11 protein-coding genes are annotated in these 12500 nt (G+C 63.7%); 6 read left to right on the top strand and 5 right to left on the bottom strand.

All coding sequences use genetic code 11. From position 1 onward, the window contains the following. Positions 1 to 134: 134 nt before the first annotated feature. The 3 genes from LR393_RS03450 to rpmB form a co-directional block, all read right to left on the bottom strand. The gene (locus LR393_RS03450; protein WP_231481502.1) at positions 135 to 806 is read right to left on the bottom strand and encodes an alpha-ketoglutarate-dependent dioxygenase AlkB family protein; all 672 of its coding nucleotides are present in this window, start codon (positions 804 to 806) and stop codon (positions 135 to 137) included. 700 nt (positions 807 to 1506) lie between these two features. Then, positions 1507 to 1812 (bottom strand): 30S ribosomal protein S14, encoded by a 306-nt coding sequence (gene rpsN, locus LR393_RS03445; RefSeq protein WP_231481501.1) that lies wholly within the window; start codon positions 1810 to 1812, stop codon positions 1507 to 1509. Next, complete coding sequence (gene rpmB, locus LR393_RS03440; RefSeq protein WP_231481500.1) at positions 1812 to 2048, bottom strand: 50S ribosomal protein L28; 237 nt, start codon at positions 2046 to 2048, stop codon at positions 1812 to 1814. The genes rpsN and rpmB overlap by 1 nt, the downstream gene beginning before the upstream one ends. A gap of 82 nt (positions 2049 to 2130) precedes the next feature. On the opposite strand from rpmB, the gene LR393_RS03435 reads away from it, so the two are divergent. The 5 genes from LR393_RS03435 (at position 2131) to LR393_RS03415 (ending at position 7928) form a co-directional block, all read left to right on the top strand. Continuing rightward, on the top strand, positions 2131 to 3225 hold the full coding sequence (locus tag LR393_RS03435; RefSeq protein ID WP_231481499.1) for a GTP-binding protein: 1095 nt from the start codon (positions 2131 to 2133) through the stop codon (positions 3223 to 3225). Positions 3226 to 3245: 20 nt separating this feature from the next. After that, complete coding sequence (gene ykgO / locus LR393_RS03430) at positions 3246 to 3368, top strand: type B 50S ribosomal protein L36 (protein WP_231481498.1); 123 nt, start codon at positions 3246 to 3248, stop codon at positions 3366 to 3368. A gap of 1 nt (position 3369) precedes the next feature. Continuing rightward, positions 3370 to 3615, top strand: a complete 246-nt coding sequence (locus tag LR393_RS03425) for a type B 50S ribosomal protein L31 (protein WP_231481497.1) — start codon at positions 3370 to 3372, stop codon at positions 3613 to 3615. 150 nt (positions 3616 to 3765) lie between these two features. Then, positions 3766 to 5640 (top strand): DUF222 domain-containing protein, encoded by a 1875-nt coding sequence (locus LR393_RS03420; protein ID WP_231481496.1) that lies wholly within the window; start codon positions 3766 to 3768, stop codon positions 5638 to 5640. A 944-nt stretch (positions 5641 to 6584) separates the two neighbouring features. Beyond that, positions 6585 to 7928, top strand: a complete 1344-nt coding sequence (locus tag LR393_RS03415) for a hypothetical protein (protein ID WP_231481495.1) — start codon at positions 6585 to 6587, stop codon at positions 7926 to 7928. A gap of 1062 nt (positions 7929 to 8990) precedes the next feature. Here the strand turns inward: LR393_RS03415 and LR393_RS03410 are convergent. Beyond that, positions 8991 to 9872 carry a hypothetical protein gene (locus LR393_RS03410; protein WP_231481494.1) on the bottom strand — a complete coding sequence of 294 codons (882 nt, stop codon included), beginning with the start codon at positions 9870 to 9872 and terminating at the stop codon, positions 8991 to 8993. 153 nt (positions 9873 to 10025) lie between these two features. After that, positions 10026 to 10828 (bottom strand): IS5 family transposase gene (locus LR393_RS03405; RefSeq protein WP_231481493.1). Its coding sequence is split into 2 segments (ribosomal slippage): positions 10026 to 10489 and positions 10489 to 10828, totalling 804 coding nucleotides; the frame shifts between segments, so codons are not numbered across the junction. Positions 10829 to 11018: 190 nt separating this feature from the next. Between LR393_RS03405 and LR393_RS03400 the strand changes: the two genes are divergently transcribed. Continuing rightward, entirely contained in the window at positions 11019 to 12320 is a 1302-nt protein-coding gene (locus tag LR393_RS03400; protein ID WP_231481492.1) for a NucA/NucB deoxyribonuclease domain-containing protein, read from the top strand. Positions 12321 to 12500: the final 180 nt, after the last annotated feature.

Here is a 12500-nt window from a genome sequence, read left to right as displayed (position 1 = left end):
CTCCCTTCGAGATTCCTCCTCGGAAACCCCATCCAGAGCTTCGCCCAGGCCCCCATCCAGGTGGGCTGCGGGCGATGAACGCCGGCCGGTCGCCAGCAGGGTCGCATGCCTACCGTCACCGACGCGCGGGTCTCTCAGCCCGGCAGCCCGGTGACCCGCATGGTGATGTTGATACGCCCGCGGCCAAGACCGCACCCGTCCGGAGCCGTGCCCGGATAGACCTTCGGGATGCCGTGATGGGCCAGCCTTGAGGGGCCTCCAAACACGAACAGGTCTCCCGAGGCCAGATCGATGTCCTCGTAGGGCCGCCCCCGGTTCTCGGTGTTACCGAACCGGAAGCGGCACGTGTCCCCGATGGACAAGGACACCACCGGGTCCAGAGCCGCCTCGTCCCGGTCCTGGTGCATGCCCATCCGGGCCTGCTGGTCGTAATAGTTCACGAGCGCGGTGTCGGGCGTGTACGTCTCCCCGGCCGGCAGATCACCCGTTGCCTCGGCGAGCGCCCGTCGACCGAGACGGACCATCCAGTCGGGAAAATCGAGCACCCGGCTGCCGTTCACGTCGACGGCCTCCCGGGTGTACTGGTACGGACGCCAATGCCAGCCCAGGCAGACCGTTTTCACACTCATCTCGTGCCCGTTGACGACAGCGCCCCGAAGGGGAACCGGCCCGTCGGCCCATTCCCGGAACCGGGCCACGATCCAGGCCTGCTGCTCGAGCGTGAGCCACCCCGGCACCCAGTAGGCGCCGGGCGCCAGCTCGCGCCGCGGGCGCTCGAACAACTCGTCACCGAACAGCATGCTCATTCCGGCCCCTCCTGACATTCTCCCCCGGCCACGTCTCTCCCGGCCGGATCTTCCTCGACCGATCGTTTCCCCACCAAGTTCTTGCCGACCGACCGCCTCCCCCACGATTGCTTCTCGTCCGATTGCTTCTAGTCCGATTGCTTCCTGTCCGACGGCTTCTCGGCCGACAGCTTCTCGTCCGGCAGCTTCCCAACCGGCCGCCCCTCCACGACCGGCTCCCTCGACCGCCCTTCCCGCGCGCGTCCCTCTTGCACTCGATCTCCCGCCGACTGCGCCTCACGCCAGGCCTGGTACTTCACGGGCAGACAAGCGCCACAGGGCCGGTACCCAGCAGCGATAGCGACGGCCTCGGACGCGAAGAACACCCGGTACTTCAGGTAGCCACCCGTCTGCCCCACCCGACACTGACCGATCGCCCTCAATGCCGACGGACAGTCCAGACGGCCGTAGACCTTCAAACGCCGATGGCCACCGAGCAGCCCCGGAACATCCGAAGAGTAGAGCCGACCATCGGCACTGAGCAGCGTATAGACCCGCCTGTACCCGCCCACGGTTCCCCTCCCCTGCCGACCACCTGCCCCGTCACCAGGTAAACGCTCCGGCACCCCCCGATTGTGAGGTCGTCCCCCCACCCATTTCCGCCGACCGCACCAGGAGGGCAGCACCGTGCCGAATGACGGCACGGCCCGCCCTCCCCTGTTCACCAGCTCGACTTGGTCACTCCCGGCAGTTCGCCACGGTGGGCCATCTCCCGGAAACGCACCCGGGAGAGCCCGAACCGCCCCAGGTACCCCCGCGGACGCCCGTCCACCAGGTCGCGGTTGCGCAGCCGGGTCGGGGACGCATTTCGGGGCAGCCGGTGCAGGGCCGCCATCGCCCCAGCCCGCTCGGCCTCGGACACCTGCGGATTCACGCTCAGCCGCTTGAGCTCGAGACGACGTTCGGCATACCGGGCGACGATCTCACGACGCTGCTCATCACGGGCGATCTTGCTCTTCTTCGCCATCAGAGCCTCACCCCGCGCGCCCGGATCGCCCGCACCACGGCATCGATGCCGCGCTGGTCGATGGTCTTGATGCCCCGTGCGCTGACGGTCAGCGTCACGCTCCGGCCCAGGGACGGCACCCAGTACCGCTTGGACTGGATGTTGAGGTCGAACCGCCGCTTGTTACGCCGGTGGGAGTGGGAGATGGAGTGACCGAAGCCGGGAACGGCACCGGTGACCATGCAAACGCGGGACAAGCCTGCCTCCAGGAGAGCCGGGAATGAAACGGCACCAGATTATCTTATTGAAAATGATTCTCAATCCATCTAAGCTGGCCGCATGCCCGACGTCCCCGTCCTGACCGTCGCCTCGATCGACCCGGTCCTGCGCGACAGCGCCATCGCAGCCATGCTTCTCGACCTTCCGGAAGCCGTGGCCGTGCGCCACGACATCACCCCGGACGGCCATCTGCACCGGGTGGTGCACGACTGGTCCGGCATCCGGGACAAGCACACACAACCACTGGACCACGGCTGCCTGTCGTGCGCGCTACGCGAGGATCTGCTGCCGGTGCTCCGTGGGCTGCTCGGTTCTCCGCAGCGGCCCACGCAGATCATCGTCGGCCTACCGGTCAGCACCGAGCCCCATCCCCTGATCCACGCCGTCCAGCCCTGGCCGGGAGCAGGCCTGCTACCTGGAGCGAGGGCTGCGGCAGTGATCGCTGCCGTTTCCCCGGCAAGCCTTTTCGACGACCTCTTCGGTGACGACCTGCTCGCCGAACGTGGTCTCGAACTCCACCCGGACGATCGCAGATCGGTGGGTGAGGCGCTCGCCACCCAACTGGAATACGCGGACATCATCCTGTTCGACACCCCAGCAGGACGTCGCGAACACAATCTGATCAACCATCTGACCAGTCCCGATCTACCGAGAAGCGTTATCAATGAGGTTGATACACCGTCGCTGGTCGGAGTCCACCGCTCTCCGGACGATTCCCGGGGAGACCTGACCCGCCTTCCCGCCATTCGCTCCACCGACACCCAGGAGATCTGGTCGCTGGACCTGCACTCTCATAAACCTTTCCACCCGGACCGTCTGCACGCCGAACTACAAGGTCTCGGCGACGGGCCGATGAGAGCGCGGGGAACCTTCTGGCTGCCGGGGCGACCCTCGGTCGTCGGGATCTGGGACGGTGCCGGCGGCCAGCTCAGCATCGGTACGGCCGGCACCTGGTCGGGAGAGGTGCGGACCACCCGGTTGCGCGTCACCGGAACCGGTCCACAACGGGATTCGGTACGCAGAGCCTTCCACCGGGCTCTCCTGACCGACCAGGAGATGGAGCGTGGACTCGGTCGCTGGAACGGGACGGACGACGGTTTCGGACCTTGGCTCGGGGATCACGACGAGATGGACATCGACGACCTCAGCGCCTGAAATACCGTTAAGGAGAGTTCATGAAGGTACGCGCCTCACTGAAGTCGCTCAAGGAGAAGCCGGGGTCGATCGTCGTACGCCGACGCGGCAAGGTCTTCGTCATCAACAAGAAGAACCCACGATGGAAAGGAAGGCAGGGCTGACGTGAAACCTGGCATCCACCCTGAATATCGCCCGGTCGTGTTCCGCGACCGTAGTTCCGGCACCGCCTTCCTCACCCGCTCGACCATTGCCTCCCGAGGCACGATCCGGTGGGAGGACGGCCACGATTACCCGGTCGTCGACGTGGAGATCTCCAGCGCCAGCCATCCGTTCTGGACCGGACGCGCCCGCACCGCCGACACCGAGGGCCGCATCGCCCGCTTCGAAAGGCGCTACAAAAAGCAGTGATGTGTCACTGATCTGGGGCTTTCGGCAGAGGACGCCGGATCCGGGGAAGATTGTCGGTGGGGGCGTCTAGTATCGGTTCTGGGCGGTGGGGACCGCGACGATCCGGGCGAGACGGGGGTTTCACTCATGAGCATGCTCAGCGAAGGACTCATGTCCACAGAGGCTTTCGTCTCGCCCGACGCCCTGGCCCGGGTCCTGGATGCCGACAGATCCTCGAACGGCGCTCTTCTGCAGAGCATCGTCGACAGCGAACTCATGCTGCGGCAACTGAGGGCCTGGCAGCTCGGCTGCGTGAGAGAACTGGTCGAGCACACCCAGCCGGTGCAGCGCAGTCCGCGATCCACCCGGAACAGCAAAAGGCCCACACCAGAAGACGAAACACTCACCGATGCGTTCGGTCCCAACACCGCTTCGCAGATCCGGTCCGGTTCACTCGTCTCGGCGCAGCTCGCTCCCGAGCTGACGCTTTCGCGCAACAGTGCCTGGAGCCTGGCCCGTACTTCGGTCGAACTACCCCGCGACCTTCCCATGATCGCTGCCCTGTTCGAGACCGGTCGCCTGGACTGGGACAGGGCCAGGCTGATCAACGACCGTCTGCACCGGCCACCGCACAAGCCCGAATGGTTCGGGCCCGTTTGCCCGCAGTGGCTCCTGTTCCAGGTGGCGCTGGCCGAGCAGGCGCCTTCCCTCCCGTACCACGCGCTCCAGGTTCTCATCGACCAGCTCCTGCTCGGCCTGGCTCCTGACGGCGCCAACGAACGACATGCCCAGGCCCGCCGGGCACGAAGCGTCTGGACGGAGCTACTGCCCGACGGAATGACCGCTGTGCACGCCATTCTGGCCGCCGACGACGGTCAGCTCCTCGACGGCGTGCTCGACGCCATGGCCGATGCCTGCCGCGACCGGCTCCTGGCCGAGGGGCGAACCGATCCGCGCACACACGAACAGCGCCGGGCCGACGCCCTGACCGCCATCGTCCAGGCTCTGGCTGAAGGTCTCGACATTCCTCTCGCCCATGACACCCGCCGCGAGCAGGCAGACGATGAGACGGACCGGCGGGCGGACGACGGCGAACCAGAACCAGAACCGACGGACGAGAAGGGGAACGGCTCTTCCACCGGGCCCGACGCACATGACATGACTGGTGCACCCGGGCCGTCCAGGGCGGCCGAACCGTCCAGGCCACCCAAGGCGTCCGAACCGTCCGAACCGTTTAGGGCGCCCAGACCAACCGAGTCTTCCGGGGCACCCAAGACGCCTGAGTCTTCCGGGGCGTCCAAGACGTCCGAGTCTTCCGGGGCGCCCGAGCCGCGCAGGACGTCCGAGCTGCCCGATTCTTCAGGGACATCCGAGCCGTCCGGTGATGCCGCCCGGAACACTCACGCTAGGGATGCCGGCCGTACTGCCGCCGCAGTCACCAGGCCGGCGAGACCTTCCGATGAGCGCGTAGAACCGGCGGCCTGTCCCACCTGCCGTCATCGAGCCCATGAGAACCTCGACGAAGCCGCTGACCAGGCGCGCTCCGATTCTTTCGGCGGGTTCGGATTCTCCGCTCTTCCGCTGGGCCGGATACCGGCCTGGTGGGAGTTGCCCAGCCTTCCGAGGAAGAAGGGCCACGGCCCGCACCTGGTCATCACGATCACAGACGCCACACTTCTCGGTCTCGACAACGTCCCCGGCCTGTTGCAGGGGTACGGAGCCGTCCCCGCCGACCTGGCCCGCCGCATCGCAGTCTCCGCGCGAGACATCACCCTGCTGCCGGTTCCAGGGGCGGCGGCAGGAAGCAATGGGCAGCCTGATTCATCAGCAGGCCCCGCGCCCGGGTGCAGTTACGGCCGGGACCATTCAACGCCGCAGGCCCATCGCTACCATCCGGGACGGGTCCTCACCGATCAGGTCAACGCCCGCTATCAAACCTGCACGTTCCCGGGCTGCGGTGTGCCCTCAAATCGTTGCGACCTGGACCATCTCGTCCCGTTCGACGAAGGCGGCACCACCTGTCCTTGTAAGCAAGTACCTTGCTAGTAGGTCCGCCAAAACGACGCCAAATGCGCATTTGCGAAATGGGGCCCAGTCTTGCAAGTCGGAGCTGCCAGCGACTTGAAGGAGCATCCGGGGTTCGCATCCCCGACGGGGGATGCCATAGACCCATACACGAATCCGCAGGGCGATTGTGGGTGCGACGTTGTCGGTCGACCACCGGGTTTGACTAGCGTCTTTCAAGGTGGACCTGCTGGGACGTTATTCAAACCTTTTGCCCTGGTCAGAGGGGGGTGCCGTATCGAGCAGCTATCCGAGAGTTACAGAGCTGACGATGAGCTACCTCCCAGTCCAAAGCCATCGCTGAAGCGGCTGAGCGCCGAGCAGATCCGAATATTAGTGGAGGGCTACCAGAGGGGGCGCACGACGTACAGACTCGCAGAGCAGTTCGGCATCCACCGAGTGACCGTTTCGCAGCACCTGCGTCGCAGCGGGGTCAGCATGCGACGCCAGGGCTTGAGCGACGATGCTCTCCACGAGGCAGCGCGGCTGTACGAAGGCGGTTCGTCTCTGGTCCGCGTCGCAGACCAGTTCGACGTCGACCCCAAAACCATCTGGTCCGGACTCAGTCGGATGGGGCTAAGGATTCGAGACAGCCACGGGCGGGCCCGATAAATCGGTTTCTGTCCCTAACGCATCACCTCGATCATGCGAGCCAGACCTCGTTCTGACTACCCTTGAACGAGCCCGCTACCGAGGAACCCTCATCAACATCAGGGGTGCGGCACTCCCGCGCTCTTCCTCCGCTCCAACAGTTCTCAAGTGATGGCGGCGACCGTCGCCCCCGCGATGAGGTGCCGACTGCCCGTCGGCAGCCAGGGCCCGGGATGCAACTCAACTCGGTGACGGCAATATGAAGCCATTATCCGTCCCACCGACTGTCCAGGCATCTGCGCCGCCGGCAGGGGCCCCTTCTATATCATTATCAAATGCATGAAGCGGGCGAATCGACTCAGTCAGCACCTGCCACAGCTTCGAGTCGCCCACCGCGAGTCTGCGCGCTCGCAGCCGAAGGTCCGACGGCCGCCTTCTTCCAGAACCGCTGGAGGATCGACGAGCATGTGACGCCAATGACCTTCGCGGTCTCCGGCAGGACGAAGGCCGAGGTCGCGCTCATTGCCATCCGTGAGCAGATCACCCACGTGGGAGTCATACGGCACGAGGACTTGGTGGACAGCGTCCACCGTCTCTTCACCTTCGTCGGGCTACAAGCACTCACGGTCCCCTTGCCCCACCCCGTTCTCGCCGCGGTGCTGAAGAAGCAGCAGCAGAAACCGCTGCTGCAAGGTGGCGGAACGTTCACACCCGGCGGCAGCACAGCAGTCCTGTCCTTCCTCAAGACGTACGACGCTTCTGCCCACACCGCTCTGCTGCAGCATCTGCGACCCCGCACGCCCGGAACCCCCAGCCAGATGGCCCGCCGCGACGCCACCGCCGACGCGCTCGCCTACACCGGCGCCCCCGACCTGCAAGAAATTGACGTGGCACCTAAGGAGGGCGATCTCTTGGCTCGCGATGCCGGAACATTTCTGGGCTGGCAGAACGACTTCACCGATACGGTCAAGGTGCGCCGGTTCCGGGACCAGCACGACCGAAGCCTGAAGGTGATGATCACCGACCGGGACCGGCTGGAAACAGATTTCGGGCCGGACCTTTTGTACTACCACCAGCAGCGCAAGAGCTTCGTGTTCGTCCAGTACAAGCGCATGACCCGCTCGGGTAAGAACATGACGTACTCGGCCGACTCCCAGCTCGATCGTCAGCTCAAGGCCATGAAACAGCTGGACGCCCGGTGTCTTGCGGCCGCCACGGACGGGAACTACCGCCTGTTGCACACCCCCAGCTTCGTCAAGATCTGCCGGCAGGAGTCGCCAGCGCTGGAGGAACACACCATGGTTTCGGGGTTGTGCATGCCCCGCGAACAGGTCGAAGCCTATCTGCAGCACGGCCGAACCCTCTCGTACGAGACCGTCCACGACGCCCTGACCAGTAGCGACTTCGCGAGGCTCGTGGCCATCGGGATGTTCGGAAGTTCACCATCCGGAAGCGATGTCATCCGCAACGAACTGATGAACCACTACGGGCCGACGGTCTACGCCGAGTTCAGCGATCCTTCCGATCTGCGACCGGGAGGTCGCTCCCGGGTAGGTTCACGACAGGTGGGCCTGCGTCCTGATACGGCGCCCTCCAACGGCGACGGACGCTCCGGTCAGCGCGGATCCCACAACCCGGAATCGGCCACAGCGCAGCAAGAACGCCTGTTCGATCTATAGGTGAACCGCCCACGGCATATTGGGATGAGGTTCCACCAAGATCGTGGAGGGTTGCTTATGCCGCCTGATGATCGCCGGGAACCCAGACGGAATCCGCCACAGACCTACGAAAGAGTCCAAGGTCAGGGTCGTGGTCGCAACCACTCTGGCCATCCGTCGATGATTGCGCGGGCAGGTTAGTGGAAGCTTGTTGCTCTGGGCGGGGTGATCAATAGATGGAAAGTGAGATTCCCTGTAGGTCAGACTCGGACACTTGCTTCGGGGGGGTGGTCGCCGATCTTCACCCCATAGAAGCTCTTTCCTGCCAGGATGCCGCTTACGCTGAAAGATGACGCGCAATCCCACGTATCCGCGGCAGAGGGTCTCAGCAAACCGGGGCCTAGTGTCCCGATGCCCACGACGGTGCCCGAGGCGTCGGTGATCGTGACCTGCGTTCCCTCGGCTGCGCCCGAGGTTTGGTGAGTGCATTGATGCCCGGTCGTGGGCTCTTCATAATAGGTTCCGCCGTCGCCGTCAGCGTAGGAGATCTTGCCGCCGTTGCCGAGTACGACGTAGGGATCAGAGATGTCGCCGGAGGCAGTCAGGGTAGTTGCCGTGGTCCTGACTTGGCTCGCTGCTGGCGAGCCTGCGTCCGACCCTCCGCACCCGGCGGTGAGCGTGGCGAAGCGCAGTGAGACGAGCGCGCCGACCCATCCATGACACTTGTTCACCACCCGTAGATCGGCAAACGAGGCGTCGCCATGAGCGAGAACTACGTTCGTTGTTGCTCAACCGTGCCACCGTTCACACTCTGGGCAGTAATGGCGGCGCCCCGCAACCTTTTAAAGCGGACCAATCGGCTTCACTCCAGAGCCCTACCAGTGACGTTTGTGGACGTAGCTGGCCCTGGAGGGCTCCTGGGCGATGGAAGGAGTCGCCGGAGATCCGCCAGACCGTTCCGTCAAAGGTGCCGTATTACAAGGAAGGAAGCGCCCGCTACCAACAGAACCATCGACCGGGCAGATCTAGATTGGCTCCTGAAATTCCACGCCTCCAGTCAGCTCGTGGATGCAGTGTCCCGTGTCAGAGCGTGGCCCAGCGACTCTGAGGATCAAACCAGAATCGATCAGGCCACCAGCTGATACAGCGAGATGGGGCGGGCAAGCCCATCAACCAGAGGTGGGTAAGCTCGTCAGGAAGCTGGGGCACGAACAGCGGCAGCCCTATCGACGGGTAGTCGAGCGCGTGCAGCACCGCCCAGGGCATGGCGCTGCTGATTCCCACGAACAGATGACGTTGCGGCGTGCCTGTCGCAGCGAGCTTTTCCCGCTTATTGGCCACGGTGTTCGAGGTGAGGAAGTTCGCTAGCCAAGACTGAAACCCCTCCCAGTCAGGCGCCACCTTGCCTCCCCAGGGCGGAGTGAACAGCTCGACGATTCCGCTCAGAGCCTGATTGCTTGCAGCACTGGCAATTTCGGTTACGCCAAGGTCGAGAAGAGCCAGTAGTTCAACCGAACCTGTTTCCGGATCGATGGGCAAAAAGGTCGGCGAGTCAAAGCCTTGGCGTTCCAATTCAGCCAGGCTGGCCACGATGGCCTTCCAATCTCGATCCAGACGAATCTTCGGCGAGAGTGTGAGGAACCAGCCCCACTGAAGAGATGATTCCCGCCTGAGGGAACCGCCGCCCGCCAGTTTGCGATCAAGAGCCGCATGATCGGCATTCACCGCCATGACCACCTCGCCGTAACCGTCGAGCTCGGGAGCGTGTGGGTACTGGATGCGCAGGTCAGGCATTTTCGGCTGGGAATTGTCGTCCCAGATCCAGACGCGCGCACCCGTAGCCCGCGCCACCACTCGACCAGCGACGAACTCGAAGTCCCCGAACGGACTGGACGCCGCCTGCTGCCTCTGGCTTTCGCTGCGCCGATCGCGTGGGTAACCCTGCCTCCACGGCTCATCTGTCACGAGAACAGCTTGACAGACCGGCCTTGTGTATCGAACTGGTGGCCTTGGCCTTGTTGCCGTCGGACTCCTCCAGCAGCGCGTCAAATCGGTCTACCTGTTCGAGTAACCAGAGGCTCACGGCGGCAGCTATGGTCGGAGGGGTCCTTTAAGAGGTCAGTTCAGAATGAGATGTCGCAGGCAGATCCATGAGCAGGCAAGGGAAATGAAGGCCTGATGGATGTCGGCGCGGCGTTCGTAGCGGATGCGCAGACGCTTGAATCCGTGCAGCCAGGCGAATGTTCGCTCGACAGGCCAGCGGTGGACGCCCAGGCCGGAGCCGTTGGCGGTCTTGCGGCGGGCGATGCGTGGGGTGATGCCAAGCTTGCGGATCTTGGCGCGGTGGGGGTTGCTGTCGTAGCCGCGGTCACCGTAGAGGCGACGGGGGCGCTGGGCGGGTCGCCCGCGGGTGCCCCGGATCCGGGGGATGGCCTTGAGCAGTGGCAGGAGCTGGATGACGTCGTTGCGGTGGGCGCCGGTCAGGATGAGCGCCAGCGGGATGCCCCCGGCTTCGGTGATCAGGTGGTGCTTGGAACCGGGCTTGCCCCGATCGACCGGGCTGGGGCCGACATGGTCCCTCCCTTAAGGGCTTTGAGGTGGGAAGAATCCACGATCGCCACTGATAGGTCTAGCTTGCCCGCGGCACGCAGCTCGCCCAGGAGCTGTTCATGCAGGCGCTGCCAAACCCCAGCCTCGTGCCACTCATCCAGCCGGCGCCAGCACGTGGCTCCCGAGACACCGAACGGCGAGGTCGGGACCCTGTTCCAGCCCACACCGGTCCGAGCGACCCACAAGATCGCTTCCAGCACCGCACGGTTGTCCGCACGCAGCCGCCCAGGATGGCGGAACCGTCGTTCCCGAACGGGCAGCAAAGGCTCAAGGCGCAACCACATCTCGTCCGTCAGGACGTCGTCCTCCATGACCAGCATCATCAACAAACCGGCATATCAACCAAACCCGACACGGCTGCTCATTCTGAACTGACTTCTTGGGCCAGCCCGGGGGTATTCGCTGCCTTTTAGGCAAAAAGTGGCAAACCTTACACATGGGTCGCCCTAACCCCATTGTCCACTACTGCCCCTTTCGAGCATTCGCTTTAAGGAGCAGACAGTGTTGAAAACGAAGAGATACAAGCGGTCCCGTCTCGCGGCTGCGCTGGTGTTGGCCACTCTGGCCGGGGTGGCCCCATCGGGAGTTGCCTCGGCAGAGACCAATGAGGGCAACGAGGTTGTGATTGTCCAAGATGGTTGGGAGGCAACAGCTCCCACGGTACCTGGCAACACCGCGGAGATCCCGGCAGATGACACCGCCAGTCCCACAGACGACACGGCCGACGACACGGCTGACGACGAAGCGGACCCCGCTGACGAGGTCGTCGAGGAGGCTGACGACGAGGCTTACGACGAGACCGAAGAGGATCCGGCGGACGAGACCGCCGAAGACCCTACCGACGACGCCACCGACGACGCTGCGGACGACACCACCAACGCGGACGGCAGCGTTGACGCATTGCTGAAAGCCCCTGCCGTCACCGCCCCCGCGTGCAGCGCCACCGCTACCAACAAGACAAACCGCTTCGGCCAGTGCGTATGGGTGAAGAACGGAGGCATCAAGTACTACAGCAAGGGTATTCTGGTTGGGTCCGTGCGCCTTCGGATGAAGCGCGTCCTGACTCTTAACCCGAGGAAGCTCAAGTGGACCGAAAAGGACAGTTTCAAAGTACTCGCCGTGACCGGTGAAGGTGTCGGAACAAGCCTTTCTCGATACACGGTGCTTTGTGGGAAAAGCTGCAGCACGGACGTTAAATTTACGCCTCAGGTACTCATTAAGGGCGACACGTTTAGCGCGACCGTCAAATACACGAGCACCGTTCCCAAAAAGAAAAAGATCGTTAATCAGTCCGTTTACGGACTTATTTTCAATCACCCTAGCTTCGGCATGGAAGATGTCATCGTCAACTCAGGAAAGTATCGGTGCGACAAGCAACTGACCGTCAATACTGCCGGAGGTTGCGTTTTCTACAAGGTGCGTCCCACCATGACGGAGATGAGAGTTCTCACGGAAATCAACAAAAACATTGCGCGCATCCAAAAGGCTGGCAGCAAGCACTACGGCAGCAAAACTCTAAGCAAGGGAAAGAACCCACTGGTTCGCCAAACCGCCGCGGCGAAGATTAACGCCAATCGCAATGAAGCCTGCCCCACGGCGCGCAAGCGTGCTGCACCCTCCGGCTTCTCTTGTGATGAATACCCGTTCGCATCGACGGCGCAGGGTGCAGCCAACGTGCCTGCCTCGGAATGGGGCTGGGCTTACGTACCCGAAGGCGAGAACGACAAGCAGGGCGGCCTGATCGGCAAATTCTTCTCACAGAATAGAGTCCTTCGCGGAGACGCGTTCTGGGTTGCCACCTAAGGGTCCCGAGAGTGCGTAGGCCCGAGCGCTTTGGGGCCCGTGCTCCAGGCACTCGGGAAGCCGCAGTAGAGTTGTCCCGACCGGACCACACAGAGATGGGAGTTTCAATGGGTGCCGCCTCGGGCAAGATTTACGTCTCATATGGTCAGTTTCACCTTAAAGGCAGCGAGTACTTCGATC

This window comes from Kineosporia mesophila, from assembly GCF_021129235.1.
GTDB classification, from domain to species: domain Bacteria; phylum Actinomycetota; class Actinomycetes; order Actinomycetales; family Kineosporiaceae; genus Kineosporia; species Kineosporia mesophila.
The sequence above is the reverse complement of the archived record's forward strand: the minus strand, read 5'-3'. Positions and strand labels throughout refer to the sequence as shown.